Here is a 20,199-nt window from a genome sequence, read left to right on the forward strand (position 1 = left end):
TATGAAAAAACCTTTTGAAGTGATCGCCATCATTGGTAAACCACGAGATCAGCAGGCAATTCAGACTCACAGGGAGCTTTATACCTGGCTAAAGTCTGAAGGTTATCAGGTTTTTATCGACGATAGATTGATCGAGATTCTAGACGATGTTCCTCAAGAGGATTTTGCTAGCCTGATCCAATTGGGCAAAGTCGCAGATTTAGCCATCGTCGTCGGCGGCGATGGTAATATGCTCGGTGCAGCAAGAGTACTTTCACGCTTCAACGTCTCTGTTATCGGGGTAAACCGTGGCAACTTGGGTTTCTTAACCGACCTCAACCCAGAAGACTTTAAATCTGCACTCGAAGCAGTATTGAAAGGCGAGTTTATTGAGGAGCAACGCTTTCTACTCGAAGCTGAAGTTCACCGTCACGGTCAAGTCAAAAGCCACAACGCAGCATTAAATGAGGCCGTTCTGCACCCAGGCCAAGTCGCACACATGATCGAGTTCGAAGTCTACATTGACGACAGCTTTGCGTTCTCCTTGCGCGCCGACGGCATCATTGTGTCCACTCCGACAGGCTCTACCGCCTATTCACTCTCAGGTGGTGGCCCAATTCTATCGCCAAGCTTGAACGCAATTTCGCTGGTACCAATGTTCCCACACACGCTATCGAGCCGCCCATTGGTTGTCGATAGTAAACGCCGTATCAAGTTGATTGTCTCGCCAGACAATCGTGGCACACAAGAGGTCAGCTGCGACGGACAAGTCTCGTTACCTGTGTCACCCGGCGACGAGATTCACATCTATCAAAGTCCAAATGTGTTGAAGCTGATCCACCCTAAAGACTACAGCTACTACCACGTGTTAAGAAACAAGCTCGGCTGGTCTAGCCGTTTGTTTTAACTCTCAAAAGAGATTCGAGATCCCAAGGTTGATGCACAAACATCAACCTTTTTTATTGCCTACTCCCTACCACTCTTTGCCTGTCCCTTGTTACCAACAAACCCTCCTTGTTATTTAGCAGACGCTCCACCAGCGACAATTTGAACCCAACCACAAAAATTTTCACCGCCATCTTTACTGTATAAAGAAACAGTATATACTGCACTTATATACAGTATTGTTCATTTAAACAGGTACAACAAAATGCTGGCTCATCTAAGTGTTAATAATTTTGCTATTGTTAAATCTCTACAGCTGGAGCTATCTCAGGGCATGACCACCATTACAGGTGAAACGGGTGCAGGTAAATCTATCGCCATCGATGCACTTGGTTTATGTCTTGGCGGACGCGCAGAAGCCAGCATGGTACGCCAAGGGGAAGAAAAAACCGAAGTCAGTGCGGCTTTCTCCCTCGATAACAATATTCACGCAACACGTTGGCTAGAAGACAACGACCTATTGGATGGCAGTGACTGTATCCTACGTCGAATTGTCAGCAAAGAAGGCCGCTCACGAGCCTTTATCAACGGCAGCCCAGTACCTTTATCTCAACTAAAAGCACTGGGTCAATTGCTGATCAATATCCACGGTCAGCATGCTCACCACCATTTGATGAAATCGGAATATCAAATGGCCATGCTTGATCAATATGCCGGTCATACTAACTTGCTAAAAAGTACCCGCAACGCTTATCAAAGTTGGCGTCAGGCCGACAATGATCTTAAGCAGCTAAAAGAGAATAGCGCGGCGAATCTTGCGCAAAAGCAGTTGCTCGAATACCAAATTAAAGAGCTCAACGAGCTATCACTTGGTGAGGAAGAATATGCAGAGCTTGAACAAGAGCACAAACGGCTGTCCAACAGTGGCGAACTCGCCTCTACCTGCCAACAAGCGATCGAGCTTATTTACGAAGGCGAAGAAGTTAATGCGCTTGGTATTTTGCAATCAGCCAATCACTCCTTAATTCAATTGGCTGAGTTGGATGAAAGATTAGCTGAGCTACCAAACATGATGGCAGAAGCGATCATCCAAATAGAAGAAGCCAACAGTGAGCTAAGAAGTTACTTAGACAGTATTGACGTTGACCCAGCTCGAATGGCTTACGTGGAAGAGCGTTTTTCTAAAGTAATGTCGATCGCAAGAAAACACCATGTGTTACCGGATGAGTTATATCAGCACCATCAAGAGCTGTTAGCACAAATAGAAGCCTTGGATTGTTCAGACGAACGTCTTGGTGAGTTAGAACAAGATGTAGAAGCAAAATATCAGGCGTTCTTGAATGCGGCAGAAAAGTTACACAAATCGCGCTGCCGCTACGCGAAAGAGTTAAACAAGCTGATTACTGAAAGCATGCACGAATTGAGCATGGAAAAAGCCAAGTTCTGTATTGAAGTGGAGAATCAAGGGACTCACCCTTCGCCGCTGGGTATGGATAACGTCTGCTTTGTTGTATCGACTAACCCGGGTCAACCGATGCAGCCGATCGCTAAAGTCGCCTCTGGTGGTGAGCTTTCTCGCATCTCACTTGCCATCCAAGTGATCACCGCGCAGAAAGTTGATACACCAAGCCTGATCTTTGATGAGGTCGATGTAGGTATCAGCGGCCCAACAGCTGCCGTTGTCGGTAAGATGCTGCGTAAACTGGGCGAATCGACTCAAGTACTGTGTGTCACTCACCTACCTCAAGTAGCAGGTTGTGGTCATCAGCAACTGTTTGTTGCCAAACAAACTAAAGCGGGCAAAACAGAAACGCAAATGAACAGACTCGATAACGACCAACGCGTTTCAGAGCTCGCTCGCCTATTAGGTGGTAGCCAAATTACCGAATCCACCTTAGCCAACGCTCGCGAACTGCTTATCGCCGCTTAAGCGCACTTCTCAAGATAAAGTCGAGTTAAAATCACTTTCTGAACGTTTTTTAACTCGACTTTGCAACTTAATTCAAAATTCGCAGTCTGAATCAATTCAAAACATCACGAGCTTTTTACATTGACGCTCAGCTTGTTTATTATCGGCAAAGTTTTAAAAAATACCTGAATAAGAATTTAAGTATGCAACTAACAAAGTGGCTTATCGCAGTGCCTCTGGCTATGTCTACTCTGACAGGCTGCTCATTGCTCGAAAAATTGGTTTATCGCATCGATATAAATCAAGGCAACTACATCGAACAAGAAGCGGTTGATACCCTGAAATTCGGTATGACAAAAGAGCAAGTACGCTATGTAATGGGCTCGCCTATGCTGGTTGAAAATGGCTACCCAGATACGTGGTACTACATTTACCACCGCACAGAAGGTCATAGCGACCCAGAGCAGAAGAATCTCATAGTAAACTTCAACAGCAATGGTCAGTTAGTTGAGGTTTCTGGTGACTACCAGCCTAGTGCCGAGTTTTTCGAAAGCATCAACTAAGCCTAGCTTAGTCACGGCAACAACGTATTACTGCTTAACACGCAAACAAAAAGCCCATCACTTGATGGGCTTTTTCTATTTTCATTCTTACATTATTTACGCAGTGGATTCTTCTTACCGCCAGTTACGGGGTCTGCCGCCCCAGCCGCTTTGGCTTGCTCTGCTCGTTTGCGGCGAATCTCTTTCGGATCAGCCAGCAGCGGTCGGTAAATTTCGATCCGGTCTTTGTCTCTCACCGTCGCATCCAGTTTCACGTTGCGGCTAAAGACCCCGACCTTGTTTTTCTTTAGGTCGATCTCAGGGTATTGTTCCAACACGCCTGATTGTTTGATGATCTCTTCAACCGACATCTCTTTATTCACGACTAACGTGAATACTCGTTGCTCGTCTGGAAGCGCATACACCACTTCGACATGAATCATGTCAGACTCAATACTCATGACACTAATACACCTGTTTTGCGCGTTGAGTAAACGCATTCACCATATTGTTGGTGAGCTCGTTAAAAATCTTGCCAAACGCCATTTCAATCATTTTGCTAGAGAACTCAAACTCCAGTTTTAGTTCTACTTTACACGCTTGCTCATCTAACGCGGTAAAGAACCAACCGCCTTTAAGCATTTTGAATGGGCCGTCGACGAGGTTCATCACAATCGACTCGCCTGGGCTAAGCTCATTTGACGTTGTAAAGGTTTTGCTGATACCCGCTTTTGAAACATCAACAGAAGCAACCATTGCACCTGTACTCGACTCCAGAACGCGCGAACCTGAACATCCAGGCAAAAATTCTGGATAGCTGGCAACATCATTGACCAGATTGTACATCTGCTCTGCACTAAACGATACCAAGGCAGAACGGCTGACTTGCTTCATATTGACTCCTCATAGCAACTGCTTGAACCTCAAGCTGAATGCAATTTTACTTTTATTTGCACTCAGCGCAAATAAAGGGATTTCATAACGTCATGACTGACCGTATAATGCAGCCATTATGGCAAAGAAAAAATCCAAACAAAAAGCGGGTAGCAATACCATCGCGCTAAACAAAAAAGCTCGCCACGAGTATTTCATCGAAGATGAAATCGAAGCAGGCATGGAGCTACAAGGGTGGGAAGTGAAAGCCCTTCGCCAAGGTAAAGCCAATATTTCTGAAAGTTACGTATTTATGCGTGACGGTGAAGCCTTTGTGAGTGGCATGACAATCACTCCTCTAAATCAGGCATCGACACACGTAGTCGCGAACCCGACACGCGTGCGTAAACTACTTATGAGCCGTCGTGAACTCGACAACTTGTTAGGTCGCATCAACCGTGAAGGTATGACGCTAACAGCCCTTTCCCTATACTGGTCTCGCTCTTGGGTGAAGATTAAAATCGGTGTAGCGAAAGGTAAGAAACTGCACGACAAACGTACTGATATTAAAGATCGAGATTGGCAACGTCAGAAAGCTCGCGTAATGAAGAGCAACAACCTGCGTTAATCTTAACCACTTAGACGCATAGTACTAGACAGCGAAGCCTTTTCTGATACTATGCCGTTTATACCTTTGGGGCTGATTTAGGATTCGACGGGAATTTTGAAGTCCAAGGTGCATGCCGAGGTGCGGTAGGCCTCGTTAACAAACCGCAAAAAAATAGTCGCAAACGACGAAAACTACGCACTAGCAGCTTAATAACCTGCTAAGAGCTCTCTCGCCCTAGCTTCCGCACGTAAGACGGGGACCAACGAGGGATCAAACCCAAACGCGCTAGCCCGGATTCTCCCGCCTGAGAGATGAACGGCGAATTATAATTCAGGATAGCCATTCATTAGCGTGTCGGTTCGCAGGTGGGTGGTGAAATTAAAGATCGACTAAGCATGTAGTACCAAAGATGAATGGTTTTCGGACGCGGGTTCAACTCCCGCCAGCTCCACCAAACGTTTGGAAAAGGCCACCTTCGGGTGGCCTTTTTTGTACCTAAAATATCAAAAATTCAATCACTTAGCTCACTCCCCTGTCTTATTCTGTCTCATCGCGTCTCATATCTGCTCACGTTTTTAGTACCCGCCCAGTTACCCTATACTCTCATCCAAGATATTTCGGGTACTAAATAGGTTTAAAATGGCAAGACCAGCAGTTCAACTGACAGATAAAAAAGTCAAAAGCACAAAACCAACTGGCAAAGAGCAATTGCTCAGTGATGGACGAGGCTTGCAGCTTAGAATAATGCCAAATGGAACTAAATCTTGGCGTTTCGTATACAAGAGTCCAGCAACAGGGAAACGCAGCAATATAACCTTAGGCAAGTACCCAGATCTATCAATAGCTAATGCACGGAAAATAACCGAAGGTCACCGTGAGCTAGTAGCACTAAGCATTGATCCAAAACACCACAAAAAAGAAGAAAAGGAAAAAGCCGACGCTATATATAAGCACACGTTATTCAATGTTTCACAGCAATGGATGGAGCAAAAGAAATCAACAGTTACCGAAGATTATGCGAAAGATATCTGGCGTTCACTTGAGCTACATGTTTTTCCTTCTTTGGGCTCACAACCTATCTCTATGGTTACAGCTCAGACTGTAATTCAAACTCTAAGGGTTGTAGAAGCCAAAGGTTCTTTAGAAACACTCAAACGATTATCTCAACGGCTAAATGAAGTCATGCTGTACGCTATGCACAGCGGCTTAATTAACGCCAATCCAATAAGCAATATTTTTGCTACTTTTAAAAAGCCTCAACAAGAGCATATGAAAGCGCTAGAGCCACACGAATTACCCGAATTGATGGCAACTTTAAGCGAAGCAAGTATCAAGCGTTCGACACGAAACCTTATCAAGTTTCAACTACATACAATGACCAGACCAAACGAAGCAGCTGGAGCCAAGTGGTCAGAATTCGATTTAGAAAGTCGAGTTTGGACAATACCTGCAGAAAGGATGAAAAAACGCAAAAAACACCGAATACCTCTAACGGACGAAGTCATCGTTCTATTAAATGTGATGAGCTCGATGAGAGTAAAGAGCGAATATGTTTTTCCGTCGGCAACAGATCCAAAAAAACCAATGCATAGTCAAACAGCTAATATGGCTCTAAAACGCATGGGGTTTGGAGGTCGGTTAGTTTCCCATGGTTTACGCTCCATAGCTAGCTCAACGCTCAATGCAGCTGGACACGACTACATTTTAATTGAATCAGCACTCGCTCACCTTATTGGTAACAAAACACATCGTGCATATAGCCGAACAGATTACCTAGAACGTAGAAGAGATCTTATGGCTTGGTGGAGCAAGCATATTGTTGATGCAACTCGAACAGGTATTGCGCTGAGCTAGCGCACTTTGAAATACAACAATTATCGTGATGCTAAAAAGAAATTTAGTTGCTTCTAAACAGCGAAGAGCTGCTAAGTCATCGAACAGGAGTAAAAGAACTGACTTAGCCGTTAGAGTTGTAGATCAGCCTCAGGCGATAATGACATTAATTTTGACGACAACGTTTCAAAATGAACATCTGATAGCTTTATATGTAGTGAAATACTGTTAAATATTAGCATTGGAAGGCTGAGTGAGAATCCGTTAGTTGATTAAGCGATCTCGAGCGAGAGCAATCAGTCTTTCTTTTCTAACCCTCCCAAGTAGAAACTGTTACTCGTCAATTTGAAAAAAAATGTGACACCCATAACAAATAGAGATCATTATCAAGCAAAAGGAAAAATTTTAACGCAATCTCTGAACCGAAATCACGTTTTGATCGTAACCGTCTAGCCCCTAACAAGATAGTAAATAAATGGCATGCCGTTTTGTTATTTCAATAGTTTCTTGTGCGTCAGGATTATGACGCTTATTAATAATGAAAATATCAACTCAATCTTTTGTAAGATCAACGCGCTTAGTAGACGGAAAAGTGATGCATATAGATGATACGGAAAACAACATCAGTTCATTGAAGAATAATATGTACGAATATAACTACACGGACAGTGGAGTCATCGTAAGAAGCGATGCATCATTTGTTAAGCTTGAATTTTTGTTTCAACCAATAATCGACTTGAAGCATAGACAAGTAAGGCACCTTGAGATCCTATCTAAAGTCTTGAGCGATTCCGGTGAGATTTGTTACAACGAAACGTTTTTCTCTGAAATTGATCAAGAGTTCATAAAAATGGTCGCGCTAGCTCAAATTAAGTTCTGTAGTGATCTAAAAGTCCATATTCCTATAACTGTTAATATCACTTTGTCATGTTTAAAGGATAGGTTTTTTTTGCAGAGCCTCTTAAATGAACGTGACGTTAACTTTGATATTGAAATTACAGATATCGACTGTGATGTAAATTGTGGCCGCTTGCAAAGTAGTATCAGATTATTAAAGCGCTCTGGTGTAGGATTGTTATTAGATGATTATTATCATAAAAACAATGTTGCAAACATATCACTAGGATTTATTGATTGGGATTACATCAAAATAGACAAGTCTTTCCTTCACCATAACTGCGACGACATTAATACAATAAACTATCTATTGAGAGTAATATCTCCTTACGCCAAGAAAGGTATTATTTTAGAAGGCGTCGAAACTTCTTATCAGCATGACGTTGTGAAGAACCTTAATGTTCTGGTTCAAGGATACTTTTATTCTCCTCCAGTGAGCTGGACACAGCTAAAAAGAAAGATGAACATATTGAATAAAGAACATGTTTAAGATAAGAAAGATAAGAGTAAATTTAAAAACAAAAGATACCGGAAGCTTTGTATCTAAGTCAAAACACATAATTAAACTTACTGATTTTTTCGGGGCTATCTCATACCCAGGATGCGTCATCGTGATCGAGGGTGAAGCTTTGATTCAGTTACCCTCAAATACATTAATAAATTTTTCGTTGAAAGAAGAGTTATCCGATGACTTTTCTTTATATTTAGTGATGTGTGATATGGATTATGATAGCTATACGTTTAAAAAAATGAAACCTTATATCGATTCGTTGATCCATGTTCAAAATGGCATTTTCGACCATACTGATTTTTTACACGAATTGATAAATAGAGATGCTTTTAGAACTCTAAAGAAATTTGATCTTAAAAGAACTGATTCTATATCTGAACGTATTCATCGTCTAATATCTAAAAAAATCCAACATCGTTGGACAGCAGAAGAAATATCCAAAAGTCTTAATATGTCAAAAGCTACACTTATGAGGAGGATATCTCAAGAAAAAACCACATTATCAGACTTGATACTTTCAGCAAGAATGAATAAAGCTGCGTATTTACTATTAAAGAAAAAACATCCTATAAAAAAGGTAGCTCACTTAACAGGTTTTTCTAGCGCATCTTACTTTTGCAAAAAATTTAAGGAAACATATGGAAATTCTCCCAAGCAATTTGTTAACTTAATGGACTATAAACAAAAAGAAACGCAGCGCGAGCGCGTCTATTAAGTCAAAAAATTTGAAATAAACATCTTGTGACTAGAACACAATTAATAGTCGACTAGTGTTGTATTGGTGTTTCTTAAAACTACCTATTTAAGCATTCGAGATAGGTGGTATTCGTGTAGTCAACAAAAATCGTAGATTACACTTTGGACTTCTTTAACCACGCTCTCGCATTCCATTGAAATGGCAACGTTCTTCTGTCTTGTTCATCTAACCAACAAAGTGATTCACAGAACATCAATTTGTTCAGCCGATACTTCTTAGTCAGATTCGTCCCCCAAAACGATTGATAATCGCGAACTTCAAAACAAGCCAACTTATGTAAATAACTCAATTGCTTGAGAGGATCTCTGAACTCCTGCTTCATAAATGGCCTAGCTTGTCTATTCTGCTTAATGTGCTTAGGGTGAAGCTTCGATAACCTCTCTCCTAGCCGCTCAATCGCTTCTTCGTTACCCGATTTACGCATAAGAACATGATAATGAGGTAACCATTTTTGTGGTGAATCATGAAAATCTAACTCGAACGCCCCCAATACCGGACCACTGATACCACATCTAGATAGTAACTTTCTCAATCTGTCCTTATCTTTAGGGATATCATAATTGACGAAGTCATATGCATCGACTCCACGCGAGTATTGAACAATAGTATAGATACCGTATTCGGCATCCAGTGCTTGCTCTTGGTCAAGCAAGATTGAAGCAATGATGTTGTTAACACGTTCTATTTTAAACAGACGATTGCATTTTTTACATGCCACACTCTTACACTGGTATAAACCTTCATTGCAAGACTCTAGCTTATCTGCCAACTCATGCAATTGACCACAACTGTATCTTTGACCACGACTTTGATAGACATGATCAGCCATTTTTCTGAGCAGCTTAATACGATAATCGTTCTCTAAATAGGCTTCGTACTCGCTCATTAACCAATCACACTCTTCTAATCTGATGCCAGCTAAGAATATGTCTAGTTTCATCTTCTCCATACCTCTTCGAGTAGCTTTTGTCCTTTATCTAATTGCGGTACTAGAAAAATACTTTGCCGCTCTTCAACCCAAGCATCTACTTCAGATTCTTTCCATGCCACTCGGTTTTTTGAGAGTCTATATGCACTTGGAAACTCTCCTGATTTCATCAAGCGATAGATCTGAGCTCGGCTGTAGGAAGTTCTCTCAAGCACTTCTCCAATTTTCATATATCTATCATTCGCCATGTCTTTTTTCTCTGCTTCAAATAATGGAGCCATCTTATCAAACGGAAAAAGGCATCTTGTGAGCCTCACAAAATCTGTGAGCCTCACAAAATAAAAACACTTAAGAAACATAATGATACAACCATATATTGTGAGTCTCACATAAAAAAAGCATTCAATTAGATAGACAGATCGTGTAGCGTGTAGTTGGTAACAAGTAACGAGAATGGATTATGAAACGTAAAAGTGATGCCGCTATAAGACAACAATTTGTAACACAGAGAAGAAAAGATTCAGGACTCGTAACCAAGAGAATTCACGTGTCAGATATCTCACTAGACATACTTGATGCAATTGGAACTAAACTTGGCTTCTCAAGAAAGGAACTCCGTAACAGTGAAAATTTATCCGCTATTATCGAGCTTTGTCTTGGTACTTTTTTAGACGGAAGTTTTGAAGGTAAAGCGAGCCGCAAAGAAGCTCTATACCTGATGCAAATCCACAACATAGTTAAGTTCAAAGAACAACAAGGATTCAATGACAAAGCTATATCTAACTTTCTTGAAGACTCGGGATATGAGACACCGTTCATCGCTAAACGAGTGGTCAGTACACAAAAACATCGTTTAAGAATGGTAGAGAAATGGAGTGAGGTACTCATAGTAAGATTAAAAAAGGAAAGCTATATTAAAAAACAAATCCAGCTCATTGGCGAGTGTCGTCGTCCAAAAAGAGTAATTCGCAAGAAACCTCACGTAAGAAGAGAATCAGAAGTGTTTCGAGAAGAAGATTTCTCAGAATAGAAATGTAATCTATCTGGTGCAAGAGTTTAGGTCACAAGAGTAAGGTGTCATGAACATACTCGACATTGGTCACACTTTTTCAAAATAACTCAGTTTTTCTTTTAGTACCCATTAAGTTACCCAAACCAATAAATAAATTTAGATTTTAACTTTAAAATCAGTAACATAATAAGCAGTTTCAGATGACGCCAGCTCCACCAAACGTTTGGAAGGCCGCTAACTCAATGAGTTAGCGGCCTTTTTATTTGCCTTTTAACGCTCTAGAAATAAAAACGGTGATAACTTCTTATCACCGTTTTGCGCTTTCAGAGTAAGCATTAAGCCTTATTCCATAAAGGCTTGAATGTCGTCTTGAGCGTTAAAGTATTTCGCTTCTTGCTGGTATTGGAACAGCTTCAACGGAGCGCCTGTTGCGGTGTGGTAAGTAAGCTTGCCCCCTTCAACTTTCAACATAGTGCCTTCTGGAATCCCGACCACGATCTCATGTGGGTTTTGGATCAGAAACTCTTCGATACGTTCATCTCTTGTTTCGCCCATGTGGCCAGAAATGTTGGCTTCAATGTAGTGAGGGTTGATCTGAAACGGTACCAAGTTGAGTGACGGTAGAATGGCCGCAGACACAATTGGCATATCGTTAGTGGTTCGAATTGTTGGGCAGGCAATGTTGGTTCCCGCACTCCAACCAATATATAGCTTGTCTTGCTTCAAAATGGCGTTTCTCAGCGGTCCAATTAGTCCTTGGTCATGCAGCATCTTGTTCAAGACCCAAGTGTTACCGCCACTGACAATAAAACCATCTGCCGCTTTGATTGCCTCTACGGGGTCTTGCGCTTGGTGGATACCAGTAACGCTCGCACCAAACGGGGCAACCACACTGTTTAACTGTGCCAGCCTATCGTCATACTCTCCGCGAATCATCGCAAAAGGTATAAACAACAATTTCTTTGCGCCGGTACGTTCAATTGCTTCTGCAACCCAATCAATACCAAACTCCAGGAGTGAGGTATTTCCAGCAACTTTGCCATTACTAAACAACAATACATTCATGGCGTATCTCCGCTAATTACGATTCAAAGGTTGTTCACTCGTCAGCCTGATGATGTCTTTCACTACATCACTCGCCGCTCGCAGTGATTTCACAGGTAAGTATTCATAGATGGAGTGAAAATTATGTGCGCCAGTAAACAAGTTCGGACAAGGTAGCCCTTTTTGTGACAACACAGCGCCATCATAACCACCGCGCATCGGCACACGCTTCATCTCGATTTGGTTTCTCGCATACGCCTGCTCTGCGATTTCCACCACATACGCGCTGTCACCTTGCAGACTATTAGCGACGTTTTCATAGCGATCACTGAGTTCAATCTCCACACCGCCCCACAACGCATTACAACTGTCGGCGAGTTGCTGCAAAAATGCCATGCGTTGCTGGTAGCCCAGCTTGGAGAAGTCACGAATATCTAGGTTCAATACTGTTTTAGCACTGTTGCCTTTCAGATCTTTCACCCAGTAATAACCTTCGCGCCCTTCGGTATATTCCGGTGCTTCGCCAGGTGGCAACATCGCGATGAACTTGTGCGCCATCAGCAAGGAGTTCTTCAACTTGCCTTTGGCTGACATCGGATGCGCGGATTGACCAGTAAAAGTCACAACCGCGTTGCCCGCGTTCCAGTTTTCACACACAAATTCGCCGATACCACAGCAATCGAGAGTAAAGCCGAAGTCGGCGCCAAATGAATCCACATCGAACGCTTTAGCACCGCGTAAGCCTTGTTCCTCATCGGGTACAAAGGCAACTTTGACTGTGCCGTGGGGCTCTTCTGGATGAGATTGAAAGTGCTGCAACGCATCCATAATCGCCGCAATTGCTGCTTTATCATCAGCACCTAACAAGCTAGTACCGTCGGTAACAATGATGTCGTCACCGCGGTACTGCGCAAGTTCTGGATACTCTTTCTCGCTCAGATAAATCCCTAAGCGTTCATTTAAACAAATAGCATCGCTGTCGTGAGGTTTGATTTGCGCTTTGGTATCAGCGCTTTGTTCTGCGCTGGTATCTAAATGAGCAAAGAACGAAACCACTGGCGCATCTTTATCAATGTTTGCTGGTAGCGTCGCGGTAACTATCGCGGTCTCTGCGACATTGACCTCTGTCATGCCTAACGCTTGTAGCTCTTTCGCCAACTGCTGAGCTAACACCATTTGCCCCGGAGAGGAAGGCATAATGCCCGCCGCTCCGTTAGCGCGATTGGTTGTGGTATTGATTTGGGTATAACTGATAAATCGTTCGACGATATCCATAACACTTCCCCTTAAATTAGCAGTTGTGAAGCCGCAAGAACCGTAGCCAAACCACCAGCCATAGGGATCACGGTACGCTTCGCCAAGTCAATCGGAGAAACATTCGCGACCGCAGAACATGCAATGATAACGCCTGCCACTGGAGACGCTGAGCGCATCAAGCCGGAAGCTAACTGCATTGGCAGTGCCACCGCTGCGATTGGCGCGCCTACTTGAGCCGCAACATCCGGCGCTAGGTTAGAGAAGCTAAAGAATGACGCATTGCCTGAGCCAGACAGTAGAGTCACTAGCGTGATAATGCCGACCAAAACGAGCACCATCGCCAAGTAACCAAAACCAAAACTGGATGCTGAGTTAAGTAGCAGACCGATAAAACCAATAGAACCTAATCCTGTTACAAATACTTGCGCTGCGATGATCAAACTTACCACGCTCGCAAATACCGCTCCCATGCCATCTAGATATACTTTCAATGACGCCGCAACGGATTTGCCATCGCGAGTCACAATAAAATCGCACACCATCGCAACGAACAAAGAAATAAACATTGCTGTCACGACATCCATGCGAATACTAGTGATCGCAAACTTACTGAACGTTAGCAGAAGAACCAAAGGCAGCACAGGTAAAATCGCAAACCATTTAGGCACTTGGCGCTGCTCCTTTTCTTCGACATTAAACTCATGCTTAACGCCTTTCTCTTCGTCTTTGATATCGAAGTATCGCTGACAAACAAAGTGCAGCACGGCAATAACAATCATCGCTGCAACAGAAACCACCATTTGATAGCTCACGAAATACGTTGCTACATCAATGCCGGATACTTCCGCCGCTTTATTCGCCGCAGATGACGCTGGGCCTAAGTCCAAGCAACCTGTGGTTGCAACTACCGCAGCCGCAGCTGCTGGGTTACAACCAACCCCGACCAATACCGGATACATTGCAACCAACAGCAATAAGGCCAAACCGGTCGCGCTCGGAATAAAGATATTGATTAGCTGGCCGGTAATGTACGCCATCGCCAATACTAAGTAAGGGTTTTTAATGTAAGACAGCGGTTTAGTCGCCATTTGTACCATCGCATTGGCTGCACCAATATGGCTCATGTACTTTGAAAAACCACCAACGGCCATAATGATCAAGCCAAGTTTCGCCAGCGTCGAAGAGGCAATAACCTTAATCACTTCAAAAAAGTCAACGAAAGCGGCACCGGTAGGTTTACCGCCTTTAGGCATAAAATCTTCATGCCCGTTGAGTACGCCCAAGGCGATCATTAATAAACCCGCAATTAATAGCACCGCCTGAGTATTATATTTTTTAATAATAAAATATCCGACGCCAAAGATAATAGGAATGGCTAGGTATGTAATCATGTTACACCTCTAATATAATGAATATTCTTCCGAAGAAGAGCGTAATTTTAATTAGCTAAATAGATTTACTTTCGATTGAATATTTCGAACTCGTTGAAGGTATTCTCTATGCGGCTAAAGCGTTGGTCTTTATCTGCGTGAATAGACATTCCTTTGATCAACAATTCGATTAAAGAAAAGCCTGATGTGCGGTTATTGAACAGACCGTCACTATGGCTGGCGACCGAGAATTGAATATCTGAGTAAGAGACAAACGGGTTCACCTGTTGGTCGGTGAGGACAATGATCTTGCCTCCATACTGATGAAACCAACGTACGCAACGCACGGTAATACTGGAAAAACGGTGGTAAGAGATCGCCAACAAGGTGTCATTCTCATCTACGTCAACCAATTGGTGAGGCAAAGTCGATGCATCAGCTTTAAGCAGCACCACGTCTTTGCGCAAATATCTCGCGAGGAGATAGAAGTAATTTGAAAGCGCTTCAGCAGAGGCACTGCCCATAACATACAACTTGCCTTTCGGGTTTAAAAGGCAGTTAACCGCGTTATCAACATCATGTGGAGAAAGCGTACGATACGTTTCTTCCATGTTGTTCATTACTTCTTCAAAGTGCTGGCTGAGCAAACCTTCTTGAGGATGAACCGACTGTGAGCTGTGGCAGCGTTCAATCGGCGTGGTTAACTCTTGTACCAAATCTTGAGAAACCAGCTTCTTGAACTGGATAAAGCCACTAAAACCTAAACGGTTGAGGAAGCGCCCGAGTGTTGCTTTGCCCACGCCGATGTTTTTGCACAGCTCATCCATCTTGGCAAACGGCAACATGGGAAAGTTTTTGATGAAATAGCTGACGATTAGCTTCTCTGTCGGTGTAAGAGAGCCAATATCATTGACGCTATCGATAAATTCCTGCTTATTCATCGTTTTCCCATAGTTTAGTTTCTATGGGATAATTTTCCTGCCAATATAATGAGACCTTCAAGGGAATATATTTTTCCCATGATTAAAATGTGATTAAAGTGGGAAAAGATCTTTAAATAAACAATATCACTACGAATTATCAATATTTTTCACTCAAAATTATTCGTAAAAATAAATGGCGAATAATGTTTATATTTTTACTCGGGTATTTTTATCGAGAATAAATAAAAACCGAATAATAAAAGCGTTGGTTGAGACTGAGCTGAACTTTTTCACGATGTTCGTCTCTGGATTTCGCGACTGACACGCTTCTTAGAAGTTAACATGCACGTCCTGATCTGCGTTTATCCGACGCGGCATTTGCTCACTGGTGTCGTTTGCTTGTCGTTAGTTACTGAATCGTAATTACTTTTGAAGATGGCTTGAAGACATGGCGCTCATGACTGGCGAAAGCTCTAGAGGAGCAAGATGTTTAGATACAATTGATACTCAATAAATCGTCGAAAAATTTTTAAAGATGGCTAAAATGTCTGCCGGCAATCGGATGAGAAGTATTCTAACGACACCATTTACTCACGGTTGCTGTATTTAGTCATGCTACACCCATCCCCTGAGGAAGTTACATTGAACACGCTACACCTTTCAGCACGCGAACAAAAAGACATTGAACAAGCTAAGCAGATCTTAGCGAGCGGTGAACTTGTCGCGATTCCAACCGAAACGGTTTACGGTCTTGCCGCTGATGCAGCAAACCCAGAAGCCGTGAAGAAGATCTTCGCCGCGAAAGGACGTCCAGCGAATCACCCACTGATTGTTCATATTGGTAGCGTCGAGCAGTTGACCGATTGGACGACAGACATTCCAAGCGAAGCGTATACGATCGCTAGCGCTTACTGGCCAGGCCCTGTCACTTTATTGTTAAACAAAGCGCCTCAAGCAACGCCAGTTGTGACGGGTGGACTAGATACCATCGGGATTCGTATGCCAGCGCATGATGTGTTCAGTACTCTGCTCCAATCTTCCGGTATGGCGGTCGCGGCTCCTTCGGCGAACCCATATAAAAAGCTCAGCCCAACTTCCGCCGAGCATGTATTGAATTCTCTGGGCGGTAAGATCGCAGCGGTATTGGATGGTGGTGATTGTGCCCACGGTTTGGAATCAACCATTATCGACTTGACGCAAAAGCCATTCCGAATTTTGCGTACTGGTCCAATTACTGCGGCGCAATTGTCAGAGACTCTGGGAGAAGAAGTGCTGTCTCCGAAAGCCCATTCGGTTGCCGTGCCGGGCAATGTGACCAGTCATTACCAACCGAATACCAAAGTCCGTTTGGTGGATGCTGAGAACCTGCCTGAGACTAACGGCAACAAAATTGCTTATCTGCATTTAACACCTCTAGTGGCCAGCGCCGAGTTCACCGCTAAGCAGATGCCGAGCGATGTCGCACAGTACTCGCACGACCTCTACCGCTCACTAGACGACGCGGACAAATGGCAATGTGACGAGATCTGGGTGGAGCGCCCTCCTGTCACCGAAGAGTGGTTTGCGGTGCACGATCGTTTGAATCGCGCCCAATCAAAACTCTAATATCAAAAAACAAAAAGCCGGGAGACCTATACTCCCGGCTTTTTCATTTCAAGTGACTCACACTAGTGTTCATTTTCGGCGTAGATTTCCACTCGATTACGCCCACTGCGCTTGGCTTGCAATAACGCGTGATCCGCTTGTTTCACCACTTCTTCGTAGCTTTCTGTGCCTCGGTTAGTCGATACGCCAATGCTGACAGTCAGCGTTAAATCCTCGGCAACATCAGAAAAATCGCTTTGCTCAATGCGTTGCCTTAAGGCATCGAAGTAGTCATAAACATCTTCGCCGTTATACATAATGGTGAACTCTTCGCCGCCCCAACGAGCCACTTTAGACCTGTCTCCAACATATTCAGCTAACGTTTGGGCAATCGCGACCACCGCCTTATCACCGATAATATGCGAGTACTTATCGTTGATCTTTTTGAAGTAATCGATATCCAGAATCGCAACATAGAACTCTAATTGATTCTGCCGTGCGTGATTGAATGTCTCATTGAGATGGATATCGAAAGCACGTCGGTTGGGTAAGCGGCTCAAGGCGTCTTCTTTTGAAAGTAGCTCATAGTTTTTAGCTTGTTTTCTCAGCTCTTTGGTTTGAGCTTCAACCAGCGCTTTTAGTTTGTGTTCGTTTTTTTCGAGCTTATGGATTCTAAAGCGCACCAAGGAAGCGATCACAAATAGAACGACAATAAATGCCACAAGTCTAACATCTAGTCTCTGCCAGAATTGTGGCGCAACGGTAAAGCGATAGAGAGGCTTACTGTCTTGCCATTCGCTATAAGGATAGCGAGCACTGAGCATCAACTGATACTCACCCGGTGGAAGGTTGGTGTACTCCGCTATCGTCGAGTTGCCCCGATAGACCCAGTCACTGTCAAACCCTTGCAGTTTGGTTCGGTATTGCAGGCGATCAGGCATCACAAAACCCAGACCAACATAATCAAACACCACGCGGTGCGTTCCGGCTGGCGCTTGCCCTAACTCATCTCGGTTAACACTGTTCGAATCAAACGATACTGATTCAAGTACCACCGGGAAACGGTACTGACTGGCGGTAGTCAAACGCTCCGAGTTAATCGCTGCGACCCCATTGGCGGTAGCAAAATACAGCGTCCCGTCTTGAGCTTTAACCGCCGCTGGATTTGAGCCACCGTTAGCTTGGCTGCTCGCCATCCCATCGTTTTGATCATAGTGTTCAAATTCAATTTGCGTCGCATCACCATCCGCTACCTGATGCGCAGCTTGGTAGCTAATGCGCCAGATACCTCGGTTACTCGACAGCCAGAAATAGCCTTGATCGTCTTTGACCACTTGGAAAAATTTATCAATCGGTAGTCCTTGAGGGCGACCCACTAACGCCATTGCACCGTTACTTTGTTGGTAGCGAATGATGCCGCGGTCTGTAGCGATCCAGACAAAACCCGCTTCGATGTAAAAGCCAAACGCGTACTGCGCTTGTTCCAACTCGTCTAAGTCCAGAGAGACAAATTGGTCACCGTCGAAATAGCTCACGCCCACGCCGGTGCCGACCCATATTTTGCCAAATTCATCTTCGGCAAGAGACATCACATAACTACCATTTAACCCGCCGTGCTCTTTGGTGTAATAGTCGATTGTCTTATCTGGGGACTCTCGAACTAAACCCACAGGCGTACCAAACCAGAGATTCCCTTTACTGTCTTGCAAAATAGCTCTGACTTCATTCACTGGTAAACCATTGCGCTTATCGAACTCCGGCGTTAGTTCACCGTTATGATAGCGCAGCACACCGTGTTGGTAAGTGCCGACCAGAATTTGCTCTGATTGCGTGGCCGCAAGACTGAGTACCGAAACCGAATCCGAAATCACCTCTGCGCTGTAGCCAGTTTGGCTATTCACCACGCTTAAGCCATTGCTGCTGCCTACCAGTAGGCGCTGCGCGTCCAAACCCAACACACTGCGCACATAGTTGCCAACTAACCCCTGACGAGTGGTAATCGCGACGACCGGCGCTTCTCGCAAACGTATCACGCCACCATTGGTTCCGATCCAAATCCCGCCTTCCATATCTTGAAACCAAGAGAGAATCCGGTTGTTTGGTAATCCTTTGCTGGCATCAAAAAACTCTAGCCCAACCTGACTGTATCGAGCGACACCATTGTTTACCGTGCCGATCCACACGCAATCCGAGTTATCCTCTTCAATCACGGTTACGCTGATATTGCGTAGCGCACTATCGATTTCATTTAAACTTTGCCCGTCCCAACGCCAAGCGCCATTGTCTGTGCCCAATAATAGATCACCGTTGTTCGCTCTCGATAAGTACTGCACACGTTTAAACTCTGGAGTGGTAATCAATTCCGGTGTCATACCTTGTAAGCGGTACAAACCTTGCTCTGTCGCCACCAACACCTTTCCTGCGCGACCTTGAGTGATTCGATAAGCAGTCAGATCCTGCAATAACCACTGCTCTTGGCCGTATTCAGCATCATCAAGATAAGGTCGATAAACTAACCCTTTCCCCTGAATCGCTAACCAGAGGTTTTTGTTTTCATCCTGATATATATGATTGACCAGGCTCGGTGCGGCATCTTGACCAAACCACGTCGCCCCTTGTCTTAAGGTAAAACTGCCGCGCGCGCCACCGACCCAAAGACGATTTCCTTGCTCGGCGGTTAAGGCACGAGAGCCAGAATCAAGCATGTAGGTCGTTGGACTTCGGTCAAACAACGTAAACTCTAATCCGTTGTATCGAGCCACACCTTCCCAAGTCGCGAACCATAGGTAACCATCGTCCGTTTGAGCGATCGCATTGACGCTGTTATGTGGCAAACCGTTGTTCGAGTTCCAAGTTTCGATAAAGTAGTCAGAAAGAAGGGTTGGCTGAGCTGATGATTGGGTTGGAATGGCGAACGCAGCGATAAATAACAATCGCCAAGGCAACGCCTGCAACCACAGTTTTATTTTCATTTAAAGTCACTGACTCCGGCTGAAATGAGAAGAGTAGAAAGCTAATTTCATATTGATAAGGTGAATATAATTTATCTCTGATATAGCAACAACGTTTGACGTATGCAATTCACTATCTAGTAAATATCTACTCACGCCAATGTGACTAAAATCTCATTTATTGCACAATCCAAAGAATAAAACTGTACACCTTTTAATCTTTGCGTGATCTTGGTTCATAGATTATCTGCAACGAAGAGTCGAAGATTCATTGGTTATTTTTACAGAACGGCTCCCCTCTCCCATTTCTTGTTTGCCAGTTATGCTAGAGATA

The 20,199-nt window shown here is 43.8% G+C and carries 18 protein-coding genes and 1 other RNA gene; 10 read left to right on the forward strand and 9 right to left on the reverse strand.

Features of this window, described 5'->3' with window-relative positions; all coding sequences use genetic code 11:
* Position 1 precedes the first annotated feature (1 nt).
* From nadK to bamE, 3 genes are all read left to right on the forward strand, one after another.
* A complete protein-coding gene (nadK, locus tag AKJ31_RS13315; protein ID WP_053409590.1) occupies positions 2-886 on the forward strand; it encodes an NAD(+) kinase in 885 nt (294 codons plus the stop codon).
* A 243-nt stretch (positions 887-1,129) separates the two neighbouring features.
* The gene (gene recN, locus AKJ31_RS13320; protein WP_053409591.1) at positions 1,130-2,794 is read left to right on the forward strand and encodes a DNA repair protein RecN; all 1,665 of its coding nucleotides are present in this window, start codon (positions 1,130-1,132) and stop codon (positions 2,792-2,794) included.
* A gap of 182 nt (positions 2,795-2,976) precedes the next feature.
* The gene (bamE, locus tag AKJ31_RS13325; RefSeq protein ID WP_053409592.1) at positions 2,977-3,336 is read left to right on the forward strand and encodes an outer membrane protein assembly factor BamE; all 360 of its coding nucleotides are present in this window, start codon (positions 2,977-2,979) and stop codon (positions 3,334-3,336) included.
* A 92-nt stretch (positions 3,337-3,428) separates the two neighbouring features.
* Here bamE and AKJ31_RS13330 read toward each other — a convergent pair whose 3' ends face one another.
* On the reverse strand, positions 3,429-3,776 hold the full coding sequence (locus AKJ31_RS13330) for an RnfH family protein (protein WP_053409593.1): 348 nt from the start codon (positions 3,774-3,776) through the stop codon (positions 3,429-3,431).
* 4 nt (positions 3,777-3,780) lie between these two features.
* On the reverse strand, positions 3,781-4,209 hold the full coding sequence (locus AKJ31_RS13335) for an SRPBCC family protein (RefSeq protein WP_053409594.1): 429 nt from the start codon (positions 4,207-4,209) through the stop codon (positions 3,781-3,783).
* Positions 4,210-4,327: 118 nt separating this feature from the next.
* Between AKJ31_RS13335 and smpB the strand changes: the two genes are divergently transcribed.
* The 5 genes from smpB (at position 4,328) to AKJ31_RS13355 (ending at position 8,754) form a co-directional block, all read left to right on the forward strand.
* Positions 4,328-4,816, forward strand: coding sequence for an SsrA-binding protein SmpB (gene smpB, locus AKJ31_RS13340; protein WP_053409595.1), 489 nt, complete (start codon positions 4,328-4,330; stop codon positions 4,814-4,816).
* Between the two features lie 68 nt (positions 4,817-4,884).
* Positions 4,885-5,252: a transfer-messenger RNA gene (gene ssrA / locus AKJ31_RS22610) on the forward strand.
* Between the two features lie 185 nt (positions 5,253-5,437).
* Positions 5,438-6,652, forward strand: coding sequence for an integrase domain-containing protein (locus AKJ31_RS13345; protein WP_053409596.1), 1,215 nt, complete (start codon positions 5,438-5,440; stop codon positions 6,650-6,652).
* 517 nt (positions 6,653-7,169) lie between these two features.
* Positions 7,170-8,018, forward strand: coding sequence for an EAL domain-containing protein (locus AKJ31_RS13350; protein WP_245639056.1), 849 nt, complete (start codon positions 7,170-7,172; stop codon positions 8,016-8,018).
* Positions 8,011-8,754: a helix-turn-helix transcriptional regulator gene (locus tag AKJ31_RS13355; protein ID WP_032551361.1), complete on the forward strand. Its 744-nt coding sequence runs from the start codon at positions 8,011-8,013 to the stop codon at positions 8,752-8,754. The genes AKJ31_RS13350 and AKJ31_RS13355 overlap by 8 nt, the downstream gene beginning before the upstream one ends.
* Positions 8,755-8,890: 136 nt before the next feature.
* On the opposite strand, the gene AKJ31_RS13360 is transcribed toward AKJ31_RS13355, so the two are convergent.
* Positions 8,891-9,736, reverse strand: coding sequence for a hypothetical protein (locus AKJ31_RS13360; RefSeq protein ID WP_053409597.1), 846 nt, complete (start codon positions 9,734-9,736; stop codon positions 8,891-8,893).
* A complete protein-coding gene (locus AKJ31_RS13365; protein ID WP_245639057.1) occupies positions 9,733-10,005 on the reverse strand; it encodes a helix-turn-helix transcriptional regulator in 273 nt (90 codons plus the stop codon). The genes AKJ31_RS13360 and AKJ31_RS13365 overlap by 4 nt, the downstream gene beginning before the upstream one ends.
* A gap of 179 nt (positions 10,006-10,184) precedes the next feature.
* Here AKJ31_RS13365 and AKJ31_RS13370 point away from each other — a divergent pair, with 179 nt between their 5' ends.
* On the forward strand, positions 10,185-10,754 hold the full coding sequence (locus AKJ31_RS13370) for a hypothetical protein (RefSeq protein WP_245639058.1): 570 nt from the start codon (positions 10,185-10,187) through the stop codon (positions 10,752-10,754).
* Positions 10,755-11,078: 324 nt separating this feature from the next.
* On the opposite strand, the gene pepE is transcribed toward AKJ31_RS13370, so the two are convergent.
* From pepE to AKJ31_RS13390, 4 genes are all read right to left on the reverse strand, one after another.
* On the reverse strand, positions 11,079-11,801 hold the full coding sequence (pepE, locus tag AKJ31_RS13375) for a dipeptidase PepE (RefSeq protein ID WP_053409598.1): 723 nt from the start codon (positions 11,799-11,801) through the stop codon (positions 11,079-11,081).
* Between the two features lie 12 nt (positions 11,802-11,813).
* Positions 11,814-13,055 (reverse strand): peptidase T, encoded by a 1,242-nt coding sequence (gene pepT / locus AKJ31_RS13380; RefSeq protein ID WP_053409599.1) that lies wholly within the window; start codon positions 13,053-13,055, stop codon positions 11,814-11,816.
* An 11-nt stretch (positions 13,056-13,066) separates the two neighbouring features.
* A complete protein-coding gene (gene dcuC / locus AKJ31_RS13385; RefSeq protein WP_053409600.1) occupies positions 13,067-14,428 on the reverse strand; it encodes a C4-dicarboxylate transporter DcuC in 1,362 nt (453 codons plus the stop codon).
* 65 nt (positions 14,429-14,493) lie between these two features.
* Positions 14,494-15,348, reverse strand: a complete 855-nt coding sequence (locus tag AKJ31_RS13390; RefSeq protein ID WP_053409601.1) for a MurR/RpiR family transcriptional regulator — start codon at positions 15,346-15,348, stop codon at positions 14,494-14,496.
* 624 nt (positions 15,349-15,972) lie between these two features.
* On the opposite strand from AKJ31_RS13390, the gene AKJ31_RS13395 reads away from it, so the two are divergent.
* Positions 15,973-16,935 carry an L-threonylcarbamoyladenylate synthase gene (locus AKJ31_RS13395; protein WP_053409602.1) on the forward strand — a complete coding sequence of 321 codons (963 nt, stop codon included), beginning with the start codon at positions 15,973-15,975 and terminating at the stop codon, positions 16,933-16,935.
* A 62-nt stretch (positions 16,936-16,997) separates the two neighbouring features.
* On the opposite strand, the gene AKJ31_RS13400 is transcribed toward AKJ31_RS13395, so the two are convergent.
* On the reverse strand, positions 16,998-19,886 hold the full coding sequence (locus AKJ31_RS13400) for a ligand-binding sensor domain-containing protein (protein WP_083439982.1): 2,889 nt from the start codon (positions 19,884-19,886) through the stop codon (positions 16,998-17,000).
* Between the last annotated feature and the right edge of the window lie 313 nt (positions 19,887-20,199).

The organism is Vibrio hepatarius (assembly GCF_001274785.1).
GTDB classification, from domain to species: Bacteria; Pseudomonadota; Gammaproteobacteria; order Enterobacterales; family Vibrionaceae; genus Vibrio; species Vibrio hepatarius.